The organism is Enterobacter sp. CPE_E1241, from assembly GCF_045618265.1.
Taxonomy (GTDB): Bacteria; Pseudomonadota; Gammaproteobacteria; order Enterobacterales; family Enterobacteriaceae; genus Enterobacter; species Enterobacter adelaidei.
This window is the reverse complement of the sequence record NZ_JBIWYV010000001.1, coordinates 1,647,485-1,668,260: the sequence shown is the minus strand read 5'-3', so window position 1 is coordinate 1,668,260 and position 20,776 is coordinate 1,647,485. Positions and strand designations below refer to the sequence as shown.

General features: G+C 54.4%; 16 protein-coding genes and 1 pseudogene. 8 read left to right on the top strand and 9 right to left on the bottom strand.

Annotated features, from left to right (window positions below; translation table 11 throughout):
• The first annotated feature begins 125 nt into the window (after nucleotides 1-125).
• On the top strand, nucleotides 126-1,886 hold the full coding sequence (locus ACJ9Y9_RS07955) for a Lon protease family protein (protein ID WP_028019214.1): 1,761 nt from the start codon (nucleotides 126-128) through the stop codon (nucleotides 1,884-1,886).
• A gap of 68 nt (nucleotides 1,887-1,954) precedes the next feature.
• A complete protein-coding gene (gene fabA, locus ACJ9Y9_RS07950; protein ID WP_028019215.1) occupies nucleotides 1,955-2,473 on the top strand; it encodes a 3-hydroxyacyl-[acyl-carrier-protein] dehydratase FabA in 519 nt (172 codons plus the stop codon).
• 71 nt (nucleotides 2,474-2,544) lie between these two features.
• Here the strand turns inward: fabA and rmf are convergent, their stop codons facing one another.
• The 6 genes from rmf to rlmKL all read right to left on the bottom strand — a co-directional run bounded on the left by rmf (nucleotide 2,545) and on the right by rlmKL (nucleotide 10,471).
• On the bottom strand, nucleotides 2,545-2,712 hold the full coding sequence (gene rmf, locus ACJ9Y9_RS07945) for a ribosome modulation factor (RefSeq protein ID WP_013097261.1): 168 nt from the start codon (nucleotides 2,710-2,712) through the stop codon (nucleotides 2,545-2,547).
• Between the two features lie 255 nt (nucleotides 2,713-2,967).
• Nucleotides 2,968-3,534 carry a membrane integrity-associated transporter subunit PqiC gene (pqiC, locus tag ACJ9Y9_RS07940; RefSeq protein ID WP_028019216.1) on the bottom strand — a complete coding sequence of 189 codons (567 nt, stop codon included), beginning with the start codon at nucleotides 3,532-3,534 and terminating at the stop codon, nucleotides 2,968-2,970.
• Nucleotides 3,531-5,171 carry an intermembrane transport protein PqiB gene (pqiB, locus tag ACJ9Y9_RS07935; protein WP_028019217.1) on the bottom strand — a complete coding sequence of 547 codons (1,641 nt, stop codon included), beginning with the start codon at nucleotides 5,169-5,171 and terminating at the stop codon, nucleotides 3,531-3,533. The genes pqiC and pqiB overlap by 4 nt, the downstream gene beginning before the upstream one ends.
• A 4-nt stretch (nucleotides 5,172-5,175) precedes the next feature.
• The gene (gene pqiA / locus ACJ9Y9_RS07930) at nucleotides 5,176-6,429 is read right to left on the bottom strand and encodes a membrane integrity-associated transporter subunit PqiA (RefSeq protein WP_028019218.1); all 1,254 of its coding nucleotides are present in this window, start codon (nucleotides 6,427-6,429) and stop codon (nucleotides 5,176-5,178) included.
• Between the two features lie 13 nt (nucleotides 6,430-6,442).
• A complete protein-coding gene (locus ACJ9Y9_RS07925; protein WP_028019219.1) occupies nucleotides 6,443-8,350 on the bottom strand; it encodes an ABC transporter ATP-binding protein in 1,908 nt (635 codons plus the stop codon).
• Nucleotides 8,351-8,362: 12 nt separating this feature from the next.
• Complete coding sequence (gene rlmKL, locus ACJ9Y9_RS07920; RefSeq protein WP_028019220.1) at nucleotides 8,363-10,471, bottom strand: bifunctional 23S rRNA (guanine(2069)-N(7))-methyltransferase RlmK/23S rRNA (guanine(2445)-N(2))-methyltransferase RlmL; 2,109 nt, start codon at nucleotides 10,469-10,471, stop codon at nucleotides 8,363-8,365.
• A gap of 98 nt (nucleotides 10,472-10,569) precedes the next feature.
• On the opposite strand from rlmKL, the gene ACJ9Y9_RS07915 reads away from it, so the two are divergent.
• The gene (locus ACJ9Y9_RS07915; RefSeq protein ID WP_028019221.1) at nucleotides 10,570-11,679 is read left to right on the top strand and encodes a YcbX family protein; all 1,110 of its coding nucleotides are present in this window, start codon (nucleotides 10,570-10,572) and stop codon (nucleotides 11,677-11,679) included.
• On the opposite strand, the gene zapC is transcribed toward ACJ9Y9_RS07915, so the two are convergent.
• Nucleotides 11,676-12,218 (bottom strand): cell division protein ZapC, encoded by a 543-nt coding sequence (gene zapC, locus ACJ9Y9_RS07910; protein ID WP_028019222.1) that lies wholly within the window; start codon nucleotides 12,216-12,218, stop codon nucleotides 11,676-11,678. The genes ACJ9Y9_RS07915 and zapC overlap by 4 nt on opposite strands.
• Nucleotides 12,219-12,383: 165 nt before the next feature.
• Complete coding sequence (gene pyrD / locus ACJ9Y9_RS07905; RefSeq protein WP_028019223.1) at nucleotides 12,384-13,394, bottom strand: quinone-dependent dihydroorotate dehydrogenase; 1,011 nt, start codon at nucleotides 13,392-13,394, stop codon at nucleotides 12,384-12,386.
• A gap of 248 nt (nucleotides 13,395-13,642) precedes the next feature.
• Between pyrD and ssuE the strand changes: the two genes are divergently transcribed.
• The 5 genes and pseudogenes from ssuE to ssuB all read left to right on the top strand — a co-directional run bounded on the left by ssuE (nucleotide 13,643) and on the right by ssuB (nucleotide 17,883).
• Nucleotides 13,643-14,218 (top strand): NADPH-dependent FMN reductase, encoded by a 576-nt coding sequence (gene ssuE / locus ACJ9Y9_RS07900; protein ID WP_028019224.1) that lies wholly within the window; start codon nucleotides 13,643-13,645, stop codon nucleotides 14,216-14,218.
• Nucleotides 14,211-15,210: pseudogene (locus ACJ9Y9_RS07895) on the top strand (sulfonate ABC transporter substrate-binding protein). The gene ssuE and the pseudogene ACJ9Y9_RS07895 overlap by 8 nt, the downstream one beginning before the upstream one ends.
• On the top strand, nucleotides 15,170-16,315 hold the full coding sequence (gene ssuD / locus ACJ9Y9_RS07890; protein WP_407226081.1) for an FMNH2-dependent alkanesulfonate monooxygenase: 1,146 nt from the start codon (nucleotides 15,170-15,172) through the stop codon (nucleotides 16,313-16,315). Before ACJ9Y9_RS07895 ends, ssuD begins: the two are co-directional and overlap by 41 nt.
• A 9-nt stretch (nucleotides 16,316-16,324) precedes the next feature.
• Complete coding sequence (ssuC, locus tag ACJ9Y9_RS07885; protein WP_028019227.1) at nucleotides 16,325-17,116, top strand: aliphatic sulfonate ABC transporter permease SsuC; 792 nt, start codon at nucleotides 16,325-16,327, stop codon at nucleotides 17,114-17,116.
• Nucleotides 17,113-17,883, top strand: coding sequence for an aliphatic sulfonates ABC transporter ATP-binding protein (gene ssuB / locus ACJ9Y9_RS07880; RefSeq protein ID WP_028019228.1), 771 nt, complete (start codon nucleotides 17,113-17,115; stop codon nucleotides 17,881-17,883). Before ssuC ends, ssuB begins: the two co-directional genes overlap by 4 nt.
• A gap of 49 nt (nucleotides 17,884-17,932) precedes the next feature.
• On the opposite strand, the gene pepN is transcribed toward ssuB, so the two are convergent.
• A complete protein-coding gene (pepN, locus tag ACJ9Y9_RS07875; RefSeq protein ID WP_028019229.1) occupies nucleotides 17,933-20,545 on the bottom strand; it encodes an aminopeptidase N in 2,613 nt (870 codons plus the stop codon).
• Between the last annotated feature and the right edge of the window lie 231 nt (nucleotides 20,546-20,776).

The window sequence follows — 20,776 nt, the reverse complement described above, 5'->3', positions numbered from 1 at the left end:
AAAAGAAATCATATATGTGAGTGAATGCAGGCAATCCCCCTGTCGAAATCCCCAATCCTGCTTGGGTAGTCCCCCTCGCTTACGGTATACTCCACGCTTTTACATCTGACTAAAAAACATCAACTTTGACCATTACGAAACTTGCATGGCGTGACCTTGTTCCGGATACCGAGAGCTATCAGGAACTGTTTGCACAGCCAGATCTCGCAAAAGAACACGAATTCATCCTTAGCGATACGCAACCACGTTTGCATTATGCGCTGGAGCAGGTGTTAAGCCCATGGGCAACGGCGCCTTTCATGTTGCTTAAAGCCCCGGAAGAAGCGGAGTACCTGACGCTTGTCGGGGACGCCATGCGCCAGTTGCAGCCGGAAACGAATGCCCTCTTTGGCGGCGAATATCGTATCGCGGGACATGATGTCACTTTCGAACCGGCAGTTCAGACGGATGGCCGTTTTGCCGCTAAAGGCGAAGTGATTACCGCTAACTGGGTCGAGGCGGAACAACTCTTTGGTTGTCTGCGCCAGTTTAATGGTGAACTTTCGCTGCAACCGGGGTTGGTGCATCGCGCCAATGGCGGTGTACTTATCATCTCACTGCGTACCCTACTCTCGCAGCCGCTGTTGTGGATGCGTCTGAAAACGATTGTGAACCAGCAACGTTTTGACTGGGTCGGCTACGATGAGTCCCGTCCTCTGCCTGTCTCTGTTCCCTCTATGCCTCTGTCGTTGACCGTCGTGCTGACGGGTGACCGCGAATCTCTGGCAGACTTCCAGGAGATGGAACCGGAACTGGCTGAGCAGGCGGTCTACAGCGAGTACGAAGACAACATCCAGATTGCCGATGCCGACGATATGGCGCAGTGGTGCCAGTGGGTAATGGCTGTAGCTGAACGCTTTTCGCTGCCAACACCTGCGGCTGACGCGTGGCCAGGCTTGATTCGCGAAGCGGTGCGCTATACCGGTGACCAGGAAACGCTGCCCCTCTGTCCGCTCTGGATCGGCAAACAGCTGCGTGAAGTGGGGGTGATCAGCGGTAACGGTGCGTTCACCGGAGAACAGCTCACACAGATGCTGGCTCAGCGTGAGTGGCGAGAAGGCTATCTTGCTGACCGTATGCAGGATGAAATTCTGCTGGAACAAATTCTGGTCGAGACAGAAGGCGAACGCGTCGGACAGATTAACGCCCTGTCGGTGATTGAATTTCCGGGCCATCCTCGCGCAATCGGCGAACCGTCCCGTATCAGCTGCGTTGTCCATATTGGCGATGGTGAGTTCACCGATATCGAACGGAAAGCCGAGCTGGGCGGAAACATTCACGCGAAAGGCATGATGATCATGCAGGCGTTTTTGATGTCAGAGCTGCAGCTCGAGCAACAGATCCCCTTCTCCGCCTCGCTGACGTTTGAGCAGTCCTACAGCGAAGTCGATGGTGATAGCGCCTCTATGGCAGAACTGTGCGCCCTAATCAGCGCCCTGGCCGAAGTGCCCATCAATCAGAACATCGCGATCACCGGCTCGGTGGACCAATTCGGTCGTGCCCAGCCAGTGGGAGGCCTCAATGAAAAAATTGAAGGCTTCTTCTCTATCTGTCAGCAGCGCGGTTTAAATGGCAAACAGGGTGTGATTATTCCTGCTCCCAATGCACGCCATTTGAGCCTCAGTCAGGATATTCTGGATGCGGTGGAGCAAGAGCAATTCGCCATCTGGGCCATCGAAGGGATTGAGGATGCACTACCCTTACTGACAAACCTGATATGGGATGGCGAAGGGCAAACCAACCTGATGCAGACTATTCAGGAGCGTATTGCTCAGGCGACACAGCAGGATGCTCGTCATCGTTATCCATGGCCGTTACGCTGGTTAGGCTGGTTTGGTTCGAACTGATCGGACTTGTTCAGCGTACACGTGTTAGCTATCCTGCGTCCTTCACTAAAATAAGGCTTACTGAGAACATGGTAGATAAACGCGAATCCTATACAAAAGAAGATCTTCTTGCCTCTGGTCGCGGTGAACTGTTTGGTGCGAAAGGCCCACAGTTACCGGCCCCGAACATGCTGATGATGGACCGTGTCGTGAAAATGACCGAAACCGGCGGCAACTTCGATAAGGGTTACGTAGAAGCAGAACTCGATATCAACCCGGATCAGTGGTTCTTCGGTTGCCACTTTATTGGCGATCCGGTAATGCCTGGCTGTCTGGGCCTGGATGCAATGTGGCAGCTGGTTGGCTTCTATCTGGGCTGGCTGGGTGGCGAAGGTAAAGGCCGTGCACTGGGTGTTGGCGAAGTGAAATTCACCGGTCAGGTTCTGCCTACTGCGAAGAAAGTGACCTATCGTATTCACTTCAAACGCATTGTTAACCGTCGCCTGATTATGGGCCTGGCGGATGGCGAAGTGCTGGTCGATGGTCGCCTGATCTATAGCGCGAGCGACCTGAAAGTGGGTCTGTTCCAGGACACTTCCGCGTTCTGATATTGCTTTTCGCAATCTCAAAAAGGCGAAACCTCCGCATTGCGGAGGTTTCTTTTTTTAAAGAGACGTTATCAGGCTATGAGTGCCCTGTCGCCGATGGCTTCTCGCCAGCCTCCAAGCCATTGTGACCTTTGGTTTATCGTCTGATAAGGACACATTTCTTTAGAACGTCCAGCGATGCCGGCCTGATAACCACGTTGATGAGCCCGTTCCAGGCGATCTCGTTTCTGTCTCTTCATGCCTCGTTTCCCTCATTCTTTTGTCTGGTGGAAAGAAAACAGTGTCTGCACAAATGCACAGGCACAGATAACGAATACCCCGAATTAGTCGCAGCGTCAATGTTCAAAATTCATACGGGTGTCATATTTGTGAGCTAGCTGGAAGATCATTTGTACAAAAATTGTGACCCGGCACAAGTAACAACCTGAAGTGAAAACGAAAAAAAAACCGCAATCAGTGGCAGACCGATTGCGGTTTTTGACGATGAATTTTACTTATGGCAGCCGGGAAATTTCCCTGGCGATACTGGCCGACTCCTGTGCCCAACCCTGAGCCAGGACTTTCACCATTTCGTCATAGCCATCTTTCTGCTGCTTCAGCTCCAGATGGAAAGGACGCTTAATCAGCTGCCCCTGATGATTCAGCAGCCACTCACCGCTGATCACCACCGCACCGTCATAACGGCCGTGGAAGCCTGTTACGGTGACGTTCAGCGTATCTTGATCGTTACCAAGCGGCTGCGAAGCGACAACCCAGCCCGGAAGCTGGCTTCCCAGATTGGCCACCAGCGTGTTGCGCAGTTGCTGATCCAGCGGGCTGGCCCACAGGTTGTTTGTCGCAATCACGTATTTCACATCGCTGGTCTGATAGACCACACCGTTACCTGCCAGATAATCTGGCACGGCAACCTGCTCAACCCAGAGCTGACGATTTCCCTGGCTGGCCGTACTTTGCCCGCTATTCTGCGTACTAACAGGCAACTGGTAGTAGCTTTTATTCTCTACACCTGAACTGCACGCCGTTAATAGCAGAGCGCCAACCATCAATAGCCACTTATTCATTCTTTTGCCCTCTTAGGCTCAGGATCCTTTTTATCTTTCGCTTCGAACACCAGCGCGTTGCTCTTCTCGTTGAGCGTCTTCAGAACAGGCTGCAGTTCACGTAAGACCTGATCAAGGCGCTGCATATCTGCCACCATCTTGTTATAGGCCGCTGAACCCGGCTGGAAGCCCTGCATACTGCGGTTCAGCTCACGCAACGTTTTCTGCATATCCTGCGGCAGTTGCTGCATGCTCTGGCTCGCTGTGATCTTGTTGATGTTATCCAGCGTGGTTTGCAGACGGCGCATCGTTGCCTGGCTCTCGCTCAGAGAGTTTGTCGCGGCTTCAATCATCGGATTCAGTGGCAGATTGTTAATCTTATCCAGCGTTTCCATCAGGCGCTGCTGGATCTGCGCCAGGCCGCTGCTCACCGTTGGGATAATCTTGTAGCCACCGAATTCACGGATACCGGTAATCGGCGGAGCTTTCGGGTAGAAGTCCATATCCACATACAGAGCACCTGTCACCAGGTTACCGGTTTTCAGCGACCCGCGCAGACCGCGTTCCATCAGTTGAGAGATGTGCGTGCCAATATCCTGATTTTCGCCAATCTGATTGACCAGACGCTCTGGCTCAATGCGGATCAGCACCGGGATGCGGTAATCATCATCCAGCACCTGCTGAAGTCCCGGAACGAAGAACGGAACCTGCCCAACCGTACCAAGACGGATGCCGCGAAACTCAACCGGTGCCCCCGGCTGCAGGCCACGAACGGAGTCTTTAAAGAACATCAGGAAGTCAACATGATCGGTATAGAGCGCATCCTGAATGCTTTTTTGATCGTCAAAGAGACGGAAAGCGGTGTTCTCTGCAACTGGCTGCCCCAAATCCAGGCCTTCCGGCACGTCAAAACTCACGCCGCCACCAAACAGGGTGGTCAGCGAGCCCATTTCAACGCGCATGCCTGCCGATGTCAGATCCACCGCGATCCCACTGTCTTTCCAGAAACGGACGTTGCTGGTGACCAGTCGATCGTTTGGTGCATTGATGAAGAGTTGATAGCTGATCGCGCGTTTCTGCGGATCAAACGTGCTTTTCTCAACCGAGCCGACGCGGTAGCCACGGAACAGGACCGGATCACCCGCCGTGAGCTGACCTGCTTTTTTGCTGTCGAGGATCACGCGGATACCCTTGGCATCAGGCGGTGCAAGCGGCGGTGAATCCAGAAGCTGGTATTTGGCTGGCGGGTTACCCTTAGCGCCAGGTTGCAGCTCAATGTAGGCACCCGAAAGCAGCGTCCCTAAGCCACTGATCCCCTCACGTCCCACCTGAGGCTTAACCACCCAGAACACGGAATCGCCATGCAGCAGTTTTTCCATGCCAGCATTGAGGCGCGCCTTGATTTCTACATGCGTTAAATCATCGGTCAGGGTTGCGCTTTCAACTACACCCACATCCACGCTGCGGCTCTTGATGGTCGTTTTACCGCCCTCAATCCCCTCGGCATTGGTGGTAATCAGCGTCACTTCCGGCCCCTGATGGCTGTAGTGATAAAACAGGATCCATGCCCCGATCAGCGCCGTCACGATGGGGAAAATCCACACCGGTGACCAGTTCTTGACCTTCTGCACTTTCGCCTCTCCACTCTTATTTTCCATGCTCTTACTCTTCCTCATGGCTTGATTCAGGCTCACGATCCCACGATAAACGAGGGTCGAAGGTCATGGCCGCAAACATAGTCATAATCACGACCAGTGCAAACATTAATGCCCCCATCGCGGGATAAATACTCATCAATCCGCCCATCCGCACCAGTGCAGAGAGAACGGCAATAACAAACACGTCAATCATTGACCAGCGTCCGACAAACTCGACCACTTCATAAATCAGGTGCATGCGTTCGCTGTCGCGTTTACCGTGACCTTTCGCATCCCAACAGAGCCAGGCGATCGCGATCATTTTCAGGGTTGGCACCATAATACTGGCGATAAAGATCACACCGGCAACCGGATACGAACCTTCACCCCACAGCAATATCACCCCGGCCAGGATCGTCGAGGGCATTTTGTCGCCCAGCAGATCGGTGATCATAATCGGCAAGATATTGGCTGGCAGATACAGCATGACAGAGGTCACCAGTAGTGCCATCGTCCACTGCAGGCTGTTTTTACGCCGCACGTGCCCTTTGGTTTCGCAGCGCGGACAAACGTCGAGATCGGCGGGCAGCACGGCGGTACAGCACGGACACGAGCGTAGCCCCTGACGAATACCGGGCACCCCGACCTTCACCGTCTGCGCAAGCGTCGGCGCTGGCGCGATATCGTCCCACGCCCAGCGCCTGTCCACACACTGGAAGGCGCGCAGCTGCAGGACGCAGTACAGACACCAGGGGATAAAGCTGCTGCCAATCCCCACGTCGCCATACGCCATCAGCTTCACGAAACTGACCAGAATCCCCGCCAGAAAGATCTCGGCCATTCCCCAGCTTTTAAGCTGAAAAAGGATACGCGCGAGTTTGATTTTCAGTGACGACGGCATCCTGACGCGGTTCACCAGCAGCAGGATAACGACCAGGCAAAAAGCCGGGACTATCTGGACGAAGAGCAGAAAAAAGGTGCCGAGGCTGGCGTAATCTTCTGAGAACATCACGCCCGGGATTTCGAGCAAATCGACCTGGCTGGTAATTCCACCCACCTTCATATAGATGAACGGGAAGAGATTGGAGAGCAGCAGCATGAATAATGCTGCCAGAGCGTAAGCAGTGGGACGCTGCCGCGGCGCGTCCCACTCGGTTGTCAACGTCGCGCCGCAACGTGGACACAGCGCTTTATGTCCGTGACCAAGCTCTGGCAACGCCACGAGCATGTCGCATTGCGAGCATAATATATGCCTGTCGGCATGGTGCTGGTCACACATATGTTATCCCTGTTTATGCGCCGTTTTTCAGAGACTCAAGGTACTCCCAGCGCTCAAATGCTTCTTCCAGGGCCTTTTCAGCCGCGGACAGTTCAGCCAGTATTTTCTGAGTATAGTCGTGCGATTGGGTAAAGAATGTCGCATCAGCAACCTGAGCTTGTAGATCTTCAAGCGTGGCCTCCAGCTCTTCCAGACGCTGAGGTAGCCCCTCCAGTTCGCGCTGCAGGTTATAGCTTAGTTTAGCCGAGCTTTTCTTGACAGTTTCTGCTTTTGTTACAGCAGGTTCAGAACTTATTTTGGACTTTGACTGTTTCTGCGCCAGAGACTGCGACTGCTGCCCTTTTGCATCGTGATAACCGCCGACATACTGACCAATTCGCCCTTCACCTTCGAAGATCCAGCACTCGGTCACGGTGTTATCCACGAATTGACGATCGTGGCTAACCAGCATCACCGTCCCCTGATAACCGTCGATCAGTTCCTCCAGCAATTCCAGGGTTTCGACATCCAGGTCGTTCGTAGGTTCATCGAGAATCAACAGGTTACTTGGCTTCAGGAACAGACGTGCCAGCAGAAGACGATTGCGCTCACCGCCTGACAGCGCGCGTACCGGCGTCATTGCACGTTTCGGATGGAACAGGAAGTCCTGCAGGTAGCCCAGCACATGGCGCGGCTTGCCGTTTACCATCACCTCTTGCTTACCTTCAGCGAGGTTATCCATCACCGTTCTGTCCGGATCCAGCTCTGCGCGGTGCTGATCGAAGTAGGCCACTTCAAGCTTGGTGCCGCAGTGGATACGACCGCTGTCAGCCTGCAATTGACCCAGCATCAGTTTCAACAGCGTGGTTTTGCCGCAACCGTTCGGACCAATCAGTGCAATTTTGTCCCCACGCTGAACCTGTGCCGAGAAGTCTTTCACCAGCACTTTACCGTCGACCTGATAGTTAACGTTTTCCATTTCGAAGACAATCTTGCCGGAACGGGACGCCTCTTCCACCTGCATTTTGGCGCTGCCCATCACTTCGCGGCGCTCGCTACGCTCACGGCGCATCGCCTTCAGCGCACGAACGCGACCTTCGTTACGTGTACGACGGGCTTTGATGCCCTGACGGATCCAGACTTCTTCCTGTGCCAGCTTGCGGTCAAACTCCGCATTCTGCAGCTCTTCCACGCGCAGGTTTTCTTCTTTTTCCAGCAGATAGGTATCGTAATCGCCAGGATAGGTAACCAGCTTGCCACGATCGAGATCGACAATGCGCGTCGCCATATTGCGAATAAACGAACGGTCGTGAGAGATAAAGATGATGGTGCCGCTGAAGGTTTTCAGGAACCCTTCCAGCCAGTCAATCGCTTCGATATCCAGGTGGTTCGTCGGTTCGTCCAGCAGCAGCACCTTCGGTCCGCTGACCAGCGCACGACCCAGTGCCGCTTTACGCAGCCAGCCGCCGGAGAGCGCTGACAGCTCCATATCGGCTTCCAGACCGAGCTGTGCCAGCACTTCATTAATACGGTTTTCCAGCTGCCACAGACCGTGGTGATCGAGCATCTCCTGCACTTTCGCCAGTTCGTTGAGATTCTTATCGCTCGGGTCAGTCATCACCAGATGTGAAATCTCGTGATAACGCTTCAGGTATTCAGCCTGCTCAGAAATACCTTCAGCCACGAAATCGTAAACGCTGCCGGTCACATGACGCGGCGGGTCCTGCTGCAGGCGAGAAACGATAAGATCCTGCTCGTAAACAATACGCCCGTCATCCAGACCCTGTTCACGGTTGAGGATTTTCATCAACGTGGATTTGCCCGCGCCATTACGGCCCACCAGACAGACACGCTCGTTATCTTCGATGTGCAGTTCTGCATTATCGAGAAGCGGTGAGTCGCTGAAAGAGAGCCACGCGCCGTGCATACTAATTAAAGACATTTATTTTTCCTTTCAGGCCGCGGTAATCAACCAGCAGTTATGGATTTGACGGTTACGGGCGAAATCCTGAGACAGCGTTTTTTGGCTGATTTCTTGTGCTTTTAGCCCCAGGGCTGCTAAGCCGTCATGATCCATACGGAAGCCGCGTTTGTTGTTCGAAAACATAATCGTGCCACCTCTACGCAGCAGGCGCTTCAGGTCGGTCATCAGGCGCAGGTGATCGCGCTGCACATCAAAGCTATCTTCCATACGCTTGGAGTTAGAGAAGGTCGGCGGATCGATAAAGATCAGATCGAACTGCTCGTCGGTATCACGCAGCCAACCCAGCACGTCGGCCTGCATCAGGCGATGCTGACGCCCAGTTAAACCGTTAAGGCGCAGGTTGCGCTCCGCCCACTCCAGATAGGTGCGGGACATATCCACCGTGGTGGTGCTCCGCGCGCCGCCCAGACCCGCATGCACGCTGGCGCTGCCGGTATAGGAGAACAGGTTGAGGAAATCTTTGCCCTTGCTCATCTGTCCGAGCATGCGGCGGGCGATACGGTGGTCAAGGAACAGACCGGTATCAAGGTAGTCAGTCAGGTTAACCCACAGACGAGCGTTGTACTCGCCCACTTCAATGAAGTCGCCCTTTTCACCCATTTTCTGATACTGGTTTTTGCCTTTCTGACGTTCGCGGGTTTTCAGCACCAGCTTGTTTGGCGCAATACCCAGCACGGCGATGGTTGCCGCAATGACGTCCAGCATACGCTGACGCGCTTTTTGCGCATCAATGGTTTTCGGTGGCGCGTATTCCTGAATCACCACCCAGTCCGCATAGCGGTCTACCGCCACGTTGTATTCCGGCAGATCAGCATCGTACAGGCGGTAGCATTCAATACCTTCCTGCTTCGCCCATTTCTCGAATTTCTTCAGATTCTTGCGCAGACGGTTGGCGTAATCTTCCGCCACGCCCGACGGTTTGCTGTCCGCCGCTTTCTCAGCCAGATGGTAGTTCTTCTGCACGCAGTCCAGAGGACCGTTTTTCGCCTTAAACTGGCGATCGGCACGCAGCTGCAGGCAACTCAGCAATTCAGGTGAAGCACTGAACAGGGAGAGATTCCAGCCGCCAAAGTAATCTTTCATATTGCGGCCCAACAGGCTGTGCAGGGCAATCAGCGCCGGTTCGCTGTCCAGACGCTCACCGTATGGCGGGTTACTGATAACGGTACCGTACGGACCTTTTGGCAACGGGTTGGTCAGGTTCGCCACGTCTTTCACCTCGAAGGTGACCAGCTCGCCGATACCGGCGCGACGGGCGTTGCTGCGGGCACGTTCAATGACGCGCGGGTCGCTGTCCGAACCATAGAAATGGGAGGTATATTCCGCCAGGCCCTTACGCGCACGGGTCTGCGCATCATCTTTGACCTCTTTCCACAGTGCTTCATCGTGCTGTGCCCAGCCCTTGAAGCCCCAGTGACCACGGTGCAGGCCCGGGGCACGGTCGGTGGCCAGCATGGCAGCTTCAATCAGCAATGTACCAGAACCACACATCGGGTCCAGCAGCGGGGTACCCGGCAGCCAGCCGGAGCGCATCACAATGGCTGCAGCAAGGGTTTCTTTGATTGGTGCCATACCGGTACGATCGCGGTAGCCGCGCAGGTGGAGGCCTGCGCCGCTCAGATCCAGAGAGATGCTCGCGGTGTCGCCGTTCAGCCAGACGTTAATACGCAGATCCGGATTTTCGCGATCGACGTTTGGACGTTCCTTATTTTTACGGGTGAAGCAGTCAACAATGGCGTCTTTAACGCGCAGGGCACCGTACTGGCTGTTGCGGATCTCATCATTCACGCCGTTGAAATGCACCGCAAAGGTGGCATTCGGAGTGAAGATCTCTGTCCAGTCGATCATCTGTACGCCGGTATAGAGGTCAAGGTCGCTATAGACCTTGCACTCTTTCATCGGCAGCATGATGCGCGACGCCAGACGGCTCCACATCAGGCTCTGGTAAATAAGCCGCGTGTCGCCCTCAAAATGGACACCACCCTGAACTACCTGGCACTCTTGCGCACCCAGGGCTTCCAGTTCAGTTTTTAACAGCTCTTCCAGCCCACGGGCCGTACTGGCAAACAGAGAATTCATATCGTCACTTTTACTCTTAGAAAATTGTCGCGCATTATAGCTAATATGGCGTGTATGTCATAAAGTTGAAGGCTTATTTTCATTCGAGGGAGTGTGCAGTGGCGACGTTATCCAGGCTTTTTATTCATCCGGTGAAATCCATGCGCGGCATCGGCATTTCTCACGCACTTGCCGACATGAGCGGATTTGCCTTCGATCGTATCTTTATGATCACCGAGCCTGACGGTACGTTCATTACTGCACGCCAGTTCCCGCAGATGGTTCGCTTTATCCCTTCCCCCCTTCATGACGGTTTGCATCTTACCGCGCCGGATGGTTCCTGCGTGGTGATCCGCTTTGCTGATTTTGCGCCTGTGGATGCGCCAACAGAAGTGTGGGGCAATCATTTTACCGCGCGTATTGCCACTGACGAGATTAACCGCTGGCTTAGCGGCTTCTTCTCCCGCGATGTGCAGTTACGTTGGGTAGGCCCGTCGCTGACGCGCCGCGTGAAGCGTCATGAAGCAGTTCCGCTCTCATTTGCGGATGGGTTTCCTTTCCTGCTGACCAGTGAAGCCTCCCTGCGCGACCTGCAGCACCGTTGTAAAGCCAGCGTTCAGATGGAGCAGTTTCGCCCCAATCTGGTGGTAACCGGTACAAAAGCCTGGGAAGAAGACACCTGGAAAGTGATTCGCATCGGCAGTGTGATTTTCGATGTCGCGAAGCCATGCAGTCGTTGTATCTTCACCACCGTAAGCCCTGAGAAAGGCCAGAAGCACCCTTCCGGTGAGCCGCTGAAAACCCTGCAATCCTTCCGCACTGCACAGGACAATGGCGACGTGGATTTTGGCCTGAACCTGATCCCCCGTTCCAGCGGCGTGATCCGTGTCGGTGACGAGGTAGAAATTCTTGCCCGTGGACCCGCAAGAGTTTATGGCTCCGGTCAGGAAGACGAGTTTGTCGAGGTCGAGACGCAGGTCAGTTCATCAGTGGATATTCACTGGCAGGGCAACATCATCCGGGGAAATAATCAGCAGGTTTTACTTGAACAGCTGGAACAAGCAGGGATCCGCATACCGTATTCCTGCCGCGCGGGGATCTGTGGCTGCTGTCGAATCAAGCTGGTTGAGGGTGAAGTCAGTGCGCTGAAAAAATCCGCAATAGCCGACGACGGGACAATTCTGTGCTGTAGCTGCATCCCGACAACTTCAGTACAACTGGAAGCTTAAACAGCCTGTTCCAGGCTGAAAGAATCCACTCGAAGTTGGGGTTTCAGCCTGTCGTTCATGACCTTGATGGCATCCCCAAGTTGCATCGTCCGCCCGGCAATTGTCACGCCGGGCTGAGCCAGCAGACAGAGCGCGGCATTTTCGCCCGGCTCAACCACCAGCAGACTCACCTCTTCGGCGCTATCACTCAGGTTGACGCTGGCCGCGTCGCCCGTTGCTGGCGTCCAGCTCATACCATGCGGCAGGAAATGCCAGCTTTTTGGCATTTGTGGTTTCAGGAAACGGATAGCCACCAGCGCATTTAATACCAGTTCGGCACGCTGCTCTTTAGAGAGCACCAGATCGCGACATTTTTCTTCAAAGGAGAAATAAAGCGCAGCATCGTCAACACAGAATCCTGACGGAGAAAAAGCGTCCGGGGTTAACATTCGGCGGGCAAAACGAGAACGAAACAACATACCATTGGCTAAATCGAGCATCATACGGTCATGCTCGTCGCAAAAATACCAGCGCCAGTTATCGTCAGGTTTAATTCGCATGTTTCTCTCCCGTCCCAAACGTCCTGTACTAAAAATGTCCTGCTCGTCGCTTCGTTTTTAACACCATTTAATAAAAGACTATAATGTCTAAATAAGCAACAATGACGGAATATAAAACAACCAGGGCCGGAAATAAAGCCCTGGTTGTCTGATTAAGAGAAAAGATTAGATATGAGTGACGATTTCTTTAATCAGCGGTGGTCCTTTAAAAATAAAGCCGGAATAGATTTGCACCAGTGACGCACCTGCTGCCATCTTCTCGCGTGCAGCAATCACAGAGTCGATACCACCGACGCCGATAATCGGTAAACGACCTTTTAATTCCGCTGACAATGCACGAATAATTTCGGTGCTTTTTAATTGTACCGGACGTCCACTTAACCCACCCGCTTCGTCACAGTTTTTCATTCCCTGAACCAGGGAGCGATCGAGTGTGGTATTGGTCGCAATCACACCATCAATATTATGGCGAACTAAACTGTCGGCAACCTGGATCAATTCTTCGACGGAAAGATCCGGAGCGATCTTAACCGCGACGGGAACATATTTATGGTGGATCGACTGCAGCTCATTTTGTTTATTTTTAATGGCACTCAGAAGATCGTCCAGCGCTTCACCATATTGCAAAGAACGCAGACCCGGGGTATTGGGCGAGGAAATATTCACCGCAATATAACCAGCATAGGCGTAGACTTTTTCCATACAAATCAGATAGTCATCTTTACCCTGCTCTACCGGCGTGTCTTTATTTTTGCCAATATTGATACCTAATACGCCATCAAAATGGGCTTTTTTTACATTCTCAACGAGGTGATCGACACCGAGGTTATTAAAGCCCATGCGGTTGATCAAGCCTTCAGCTTCGACCAGACGGAACAGACGCGGCTTGTCATTTCCCGGTTGTGGGCGCGGCGTGACGGTACCGATTTCGATAGAGCCAAAGCCCATCGCGCCCAGGGCATCAATGCACTCGCCATTTTTGTCCAGACCTGCCGCAAGACCCAGCGGGTTTTTAAAGGTCAATCCCATGCATTGCACAGGTTTTTCCGGCACATTTTGACGCACCAGAGCGACCAGCGGCGTTCCTGTAATACGACGTAATTGCTGGAATGTAAATTCATGAGCGCGCTCAGGGTCGAGCTGGAAAAGGGCTTTACGAACGAAGGGGTAGTACATGAACTCTCCTGGATTCCCGGTGTGCAAACCGGGAGGGGATTATGGGCGATCCGACGCCGAAAGGGAATTGACCTGCGGCAAAAAATCAGCGTAAAACGCAATCGTTTACCTCCCGGCTCATTTCTTATTCACTTTTTCGCATTTAAATTGCAGATAAATCATTTAGTGGAATAACCGCTCAGTGTCACACTCCTGAAAATTGTTATGAATGTTAGATAAAAGCAAACAATTGGTTATAAGGAGAACGTATGCGCGTCATTACTCTGGCCGGAAGTCCACGATTCCCTTCACGCTCCAGCGCCCTGCTGGAATATGCCCGTGAAAAACTTAATGCCCTGGATGTGGAAGTGTGCCACTGGAACCTGCATAACTTCGAACCTGAAGATTTGCTCTATGCCCGTTTTGACAGCCCGGCGCTTCACACCCTGACGGAGCAGCTTAAAGGCGCTGATGGGTTAATCGTGGCGACCCCCATTTATAAAGCCTCTTTTTCCGGGGCACTGAAAACCCTGCTCGACCTGCTCCCTGAACGTGCGCTGGATGGCAAAGTGGTGCTGCCTCTGGCAACTGGCGGTACGGTGGCGCATTTACTGGCGGTGGATTATGCCCTGAAGCCGGTGCTGAACGCACTGAAAGCACAGGAGATCCTCCACGGTGTGTTCGCGGACGACTCCCAGGTCATCGACTATCAACATAAACCGCACTTTACACCGAATCTGCAAACCCGCCTCGATAACGCCCTGGAAACCTTCTGGCATGCCCTGCATCGCAGGGATATCCAGGCACCTGCTTTTGGTCATCCGCAAGGAGTTGCACATGTTTAAAACCTTAACCCATATTGGACTAGCCGGACTGATGGCGCTGACGTCGCTGGCCCATGCCGGACAAACGGCACCTGAAAGCTTACGCATTGGCTACCAGAAAGGCAGCGTCAGCATGGTGCTGGCAAAAAGCCACCAGCTTCTGGAAAAACGCTTCCCGGACACAAAATTCTCCTGGGTTGAGTTCCCGGCTGGTCCTCAGATGCTGGAAGCGCTGAACGTGGGCAGTATTGATCTGGGCAGTACAGGCGATATCCCGCCGATATTCGCCCAGGCCGCGGGAGCAGACCTGCTCTATGTAGGTGTTGAACCGCCCAAACCGAAGGCCGAAGTGATTCTGGTACCTGAAAATAGCGACATTAAAAACGTCGCCGACCTTAAAGGGCATAAAGTTGCTTTCCAGAAAGGCTCCAGCTCACACAACCTGCTGCTGCGTGCTCTGCAAGAGGCCGGACTCAAGTTTACCGACATTCAGCCCGTTTACCTGACGCCTGCCGACGCGCGCGCCGCGTTCCAGCAGAAGAACGTTGATGCCTGGGCCATCTGGGATCCGTACTATTCCGCCGCATTACTGCAGGGCGGTGTACGGGTGCTAAAAGATGGCACCACGCTTAAACAGACCGGCTCGTTCTATCTGGCTGCTCGCCCTTATGCGGAAAAGAACGGCGCCTTTGTGCAAGAGGTTCTTGATACCTTTACTCAGGCGGATGCACTGACTCAAAGCCAGCGTCAGGAGAGCATTACCCTGCTGGCGAAAACCATGGGCTTACCTGAGCCGGTGATCGCGAGCTATCTCAACCACCGTCCACCGACCACCATCACGCCCGTAGACGCGCACGTCGCCGCACTTCAGCAACAAACGGCTGACCTCTTCTATCAAAACCACCTGGTGCCAAAACAGGTCACTATTCGCGAACGTATCTGGCAGCCTGCCGGTAAAGAAGGAACAAAATCATGAGTCTGAATCTTTTCTGGTTTTTACCCACCCATGGTGATGGCCACTATCTTGGTACGGAAGAGGGGTCACGCCCGGTTGACCATGGCTACCTGCAGCAGATTGCACAGGCAGCGGACAGAATTGGTTTCACTGGCGTACTGATCCCGACCGGACGCTCGTGTGAAGATGCCTGGCTGGTCGCCGCGTCGATGATCCCGGTCACCCAGCGTCTGAAGTTTCTGGTGGCCTTGCGTCCGAGCGTGGTCTCCCCCACCGTGGCGGCGCGTCAGGCGGCAACCCTGGACAGACTGTCCAACGGCCGCGCCCTGTTTAACCTTGTTACGGGCAGCGATCCGCAGGAGCTGGCGGGCGACGGCGTGTTCCTCGATCACACTGAGCGCTATGAAGCCTCCGCCGAATTCACCCGCGTCTGGCGACGTCTGCTGGAAGGTGAAACCGTGACGTTCGAAGGTAAACATATTCACGTTCGCGACGCGAAACTCTACTTCCCTCCGGTCCAACAGCCACGCCCTCCTCTCTATTTTGGCGGGTCATCGGACGTGGCGCAGGACCTGGCGGCAGAGCAGGTTGATCTCTATCTGACCTGGGGCGAGCCGCCAGAGTTGGTGAAAGAAAAAATAGCCCAGGTACGCGCTAAAGCGGCCGCCCATGGCCGTAAGGTACGCTTCGGTATCCGCCTGCATGTGATTGTGCGTGAGACCAACGAAGAAGCCTGGCAGGCGGCCGATCGTCTCATCTCCCATCTGGATGATGCCACCATCGCCAAAGCACAGGCCGCGTTTGCCAAAACCGATTCCGTCGGGCAGCACCGGATGGCGTCCCTGCACAACGGCAAGCGCGAGAACCTGGAGATCAGCCCAAACCTGTGGGCGGGTGTCGGTCTGGTTCGCGGTGGCGCGGGCACGGCGCTGGTTGGCGACGGTGCGACCGTGGCAGCCCGTATTAATGAATACGCTGACCTGGGCATCGACAGCTTTATTCTCTCCGGTTATCCGCATCTCGAAGAGGCGTACAAAGTGGGTGAGCTGTTATTCCCGCATCTGGATGTTGCCATCCCGGAAATTCCTCAGCCACAACCGCTCCAGCTTCAGGGCGAAGCCGTGGCGAACGAATTTATTCCACGAAAAGCCGCACAAAGCTAAGGAGTGACCATGTCTGCCATCTCACAAAAATGGCTCCTGCGCGCCGCGCCGTGGTTTTTGCCCGTCGGTATCGTGGCCGTCTGGCAGCTCGCGTCGTCCACCGGCTGGCTGTCGAGCCGCATTCTGCCCGCACCTATGGGCGTCGTAGAAGCGTTCTGGTCGCTGAGCGTCAGCGGAGAGCTGTGGCAACATCTGGCGATCAGTTCCTGGCGCGCCGTGATTGGGTTTTCCATCGGCGGCAGCATCGGCCTGATTCTGGGTTTGATCAGCGGCCTTTCACGCTGGGGCGAGCGGCTGCTGGATACCTCCATTCAGATGCTGCGCAACGTGCCGCATCTGGCGCTGATCCCGCTGGTGATTTTGTGGTTTGGTATTGATGAGAGCGCCAAAATATTTCTCGTCGCGCTGGGCACCCTGTTCCCGATTTACATCAATACCTGGCATGGGATCCGCAATATCGATCGCGGTCTGGTCGAGATGGCACGCAGCTATGGTTTATCGGGTTTCGCCCTCTTTACCCACGTGATTCTGCCGGGTGCCCTGCCCTCCATTATGGTGGGGGTGCGTTTTGCGCTCGGCCTGATGTGGCTAACGTTGATAGTGGCTGAGACCATCTCGGCCAACTCTGGCATCGGTTATCTGGCGATGAACGCTCGCGAATTCCTGCAAACGGACGTGGTGGTAGTCGCGATCATCCTTTATGCCCTGCTCGGCAAACTCGCCGACGTCAGCGCCCAGTGGCTGGAACGCAGCTGGCTGCGCTGGAACCCGGCCTATTCCCTTCAGGAGTCGAAAGCATGAATACAGCACGACTGAACCAGGGGACGCCGTTACTGCTGAACGGCGTGACCAAACGCTACGGCGAAAACACCATTCTGAATGCGCTGGATCTGCACATTCCTGCCGGACAATTCGTAGCCGTTGTCGGGCGCAGCGGCGGCGGTAAGAGCACGCTGTTGCGCCTGTTAGCCGGACTGGAGGCCCCAAACGGCGGTGAAATTCTTGCCGGTACAACGCCGCTGGCAAAGATTCAGAACGACACCCGCATGATGTTTCAGGATGCGCGCCTGCTGCCATGGAAAACAGTCATTGATAACGTCGGGCTGGGGCTTAAAGGCAACTGGCGAGAGGAGGCCCGCCAGGCGCTTGCCGCCGTAGGTCTGGAAAATCGCGCGGATGAATGGCCTGCGGCGCTGTCAGGTGGGCAGAAGCAGCGCGTTGCACTGGCGCGGGCGTTAATCCATCGTCCGGGCCTGTTGTTGCTTGATGAGCCGCTCGGCGCACTCGACGCCCTGACACGAATCGAAATGCAGGATTTGATTGGATCCCTGTGGCAGAAGCACGGCTTTACGGTGCTACTGGTGACGCATGACGTGTCTGAAGCGGTAGCGATGGCCGATCGCGTGCTGTTAATAGAAGAAGGGAAAATGGGTCTGGATCTGACGGTGGATATTGCGCGCCCTCGCCGCGTAGGTTCGGCAAGACTGGCGGAGCTGGAGGCAGAAGTGCTGGATCGGGTGATGAAGCGCGGGGGCACGGAGTTACAGCGAGCTAAGGCTAATGCCTGATGCCCTCACCCCGACCCTCTCCCGCAGGGAGAGGGAGGGTTAACTTTTATTACGCTAACGCTTTAGCAATCTTCTCGTACAGATCGCCAGACAGGTTTTCCAGCCCTTTCAGCTGCTCGAGCGCGGCACGCATTTTCGCCTGGCGCTTAGCATCGTAGCGCTTCAGACGGATAAGCGGCTCGATCAGACGTGATGCCACCTGCGGGTTACGGCTGTTCAGCTCGGTCAGCATTTCAACCATGAACTCATAACCGCTGCCGTCCTCGGCGTGGAACGCGGCCGGGTTGCTGCTGGCAAACGCGCCAATCAGGGAACGTACACGGTTCGGGTTGCTCATGGTGAACGAACGGTGCTTCAGCAGGCTGCGTACTTTGCTGAGCGCGTCTTGCGCTGGGCTGGTCGCCTGCAGGATGAACCATTTGTCCATCACCAGGCCATCCTGATGCCACTTGTCGTCATACTCCTGCATTAGCACATCACGGCACGGCAGTTCAGCGGCGACGCTTGCAGCCAGGGCAGCCAGCGCGTCAGTCATGTTATCCGCTTCATGATACTGCTTGCTTACCAGCGTGTTCGCCAACTCAGCCTCACCAAACGCCAGATAGCGCAGGCAGGTATTACGCAGAGAACGCTTACCGATGTCCGCGTGCTCTACGCGATAAGTATCAAGTTTATTGGCGTTATAAATCGCCAGGAACTCATCGGCCAGTTCTGCAGCCAGCGTACGGGTCAACGCTTCACGCACCGCGACGATGGCAATTGGGTCGATGATGTCAAACAACTCGGCGATTTCAGTCACTGACGGCAGGGTCAGAATTTCAGCGGCCAGCGCCGGGTCAATCTTCTCATCCAGCAGGACCGCGCGGAACGCGTCAGCCACATGGGCAGGCAGCGACAGCGGCTGGCCCTGCTGATGACGGTTTACGTTGAGCTTAATGTAGGTCGCCAGCAGACTTTGCGCGGCATCCCAACGGGAGAAGTCGTTGCGCGCGTGACGCATCAGGAACGTCAACTGCTGATCGCTCCATTTATACTCCAGTTTCACTGGTGCAGAGAACTCACACAGCAGCGCAGGGACCGGCTGGAAGTAAACGTTGTCGAAGATAAAGGTCTGCTCTGCCTGGGTCACATTCAGCACGTGGTGTACCGGGTGGCCGCCCTTCTGGAGAGGAATGACTTTGCCTTCGTTATCATACAGTTCAATGCTGAACGGAATGTGAAGCGGATGTTTCTCTTCCTGCTCCGCTGTCGGCGGCGTGCGCTGGCTGATGGTCAGGGTGTACTGCTCGGTTTCCGGGTTGTAATCGTCTTTGACGGTGACAATCGGCGTACCGGCCTGGCTGTACCAGAGGCGGAAGTGAGAGAGATCCACATTGGAAGCATCTTCCATCGCCTGCACAAAATCGTCGCAAGTGGCCGCGCTGCCGTCATGACGCTCGAAGTAGAGCTGCATGCCTTTCTGGAAGTTCTCTTCACCCAGCAGAGTGTGGATCATGCGGATAATTTCAGAACCTTTTTCATACACCGTCAGGGTGTAGAAGTTGTTCATCTCAATGACTTTATCCGGGCGGATCGGGTGCGCCATTGGGCTGGCATCTTCCGCAAACTGCAGGCCGCGCATCGTACGCACGTTGTTGATGCGGTTAACCGCACGAGAACCCAGATCGGAGCTGAACTCCTGATCGCGGAAGACGGTCAGGCCCTCTTTCAGGCTCAACTGGAACCAGTCGCGGCAGGTGACGCGGTTACCCGTCCAGTTGTGGAAATATTCGTGACCGATAACGCGTTCAATATCGAGATAATCTTTATCGGTAGCGGTATCGGTGCGCGCCAGCACGTATTTGGAGTTAAAGATGTTAAGACCCTTATTCTCCATCGCGCCCATGTTGAAGAAATCGACAGCCACGATCATATAGATGTCGAGATCATATTCGAGACCAAAGCGCTCTTCGTCCCACTTCATGGAGTTGATAAGCGACGTCATCGCCCACGGTGCACGGTCCAGGTTGCCACGGTCAACAAACAGCTCTAGTGCCACTTCGCGGCCGGAGCGTGTTTTAAAGGTATCGCGCAACACGTCGAAATCACCCGCCACCAGCGCAAACAGATAGCATGGTTTCGGGAACGGATCCTGCCATTGCACCCAGTGACGGCCGTTCTCCAGTTCGCCTTCGCCCACACGATTACCGTTGGAGAGCAGGAATGGGTAGAGCGTTTTATCGGCGATAATTTTCGTTGTGAAGCGTGCCAGCACATCCGGGCGATCGAGATACCAGGTGATGTGACGGAAACCTTCCGCTTCACACTGAGTACACAGCGCCACACCAGACTGGTAAAGTCCTTCCAGCGCCGTGTTAGCGGCAGGGCTGATTTCATTCACGATGCGCAGCGTAAATTGTTCCGGCAGGTTGTCGATCACCAGCTGGTTGTTTTCTTCTTTATAGTCAGACCAGGCTTCATCATTAATATGCAGGGAGACCAGCGTCAGGTCTTCACCATCAAGACGCAGTGGCACGGCAGTCGCACTGTGGCGCGTCACCTGGCTTACCGCCGTCACAACGGTTTTAGTGGCATCCAGGTCAAAAGTCAGATCGATATCGCTAATCAGGTATTCCGGCGCACGGTAGTCGTGGCGGTATTTGGCTTGTGGCTGTTGTGTCATAGAAAACCTTACGCATCGTTTGTCGAGTAACGTTTCAATATATTCCTGTTGTGTGAAACGCGCTACGCAGAATGTTCATCTTTTCAGGTACAAAACCCTTTTTTGCTACATTTATATAACACGGGGCACAAAATGCCCTCGACCATAAAACGCGCTTATGTTGTGATCGGGGTTCAATAAATCACTAAACAAGGTATACTCCGGAGTTGTTTATTGTACTAAACGCTCCTG

Bases quoted from the DNA above. Each gene is read 5' to 3' on its own strand.
- fabA (WP_028019215.1), top strand. From the start codon at position 1,955: ATGGTAGATAAACGCGAATCCTATACAAAAGAAGATCTTCTTGCCTCT.
- rmf (WP_013097261.1), bottom strand. From the start codon at position 2,712: ATGAAGAGACAGAAACGAGATCGCCTGGAACGGGCTCATCAACGTGGT.
- pqiC (WP_028019216.1), bottom strand. From the start codon at position 3,534: ATGAATAAGTGGCTATTGATGGTTGGCGCTCTGCTATTAACGGCGTGC.
- pqiB (WP_028019217.1), bottom strand. From the start codon at position 5,171: ATGGAAAATAAGAGTGGAGAGGCGAAAGTGCAGAAGGTCAAGAACTGG.
- pqiA (WP_028019218.1), bottom strand. From the start codon at position 6,429: ATGTGTGACCAGCACCATGCCGACAGGCATATATTATGCTCGCAATGC.
- ACJ9Y9_RS07925 (WP_028019219.1), bottom strand. From the start codon at position 8,350: ATGTCTTTAATTAGTATGCACGGCGCGTGGCTCTCTTTCAGCGACTCA.
- rlmKL (WP_028019220.1), bottom strand. From the start codon at position 10,471: ATGAATTCTCTGTTTGCCAGTACGGCCCGTGGGCTGGAAGAGCTGTTA.
- zapC (WP_028019222.1), bottom strand. From the start codon at position 12,218: ATGCGAATTAAACCTGACGATAACTGGCGCTGGTATTTTTGCGACGAG.
- pyrD (WP_028019223.1), bottom strand. From the start codon at position 13,394: ATGTACTACCCCTTCGTTCGTAAAGCCCTTTTCCAGCTCGACCCTGAG.
- ssuE (WP_028019224.1), top strand. From the start codon at position 13,643: ATGCGCGTCATTACTCTGGCCGGAAGTCCACGATTCCCTTCACGCTCC.
- ssuD (WP_407226081.1), top strand. From the start codon at position 15,170: ATGAGTCTGAATCTTTTCTGGTTTTTACCCACCCATGGTGATGGCCAC.
- ssuC (WP_028019227.1), top strand. From the start codon at position 16,325: ATGTCTGCCATCTCACAAAAATGGCTCCTGCGCGCCGCGCCGTGGTTT.
- ssuB (WP_028019228.1), top strand. From the start codon at position 17,113: ATGAATACAGCACGACTGAACCAGGGGACGCCGTTACTGCTGAACGGC.
- pepN (WP_028019229.1), bottom strand. From the start codon at position 20,545: ATGACACAACAGCCACAAGCCAAATACCGCCACGACTACCGTGCGCCG.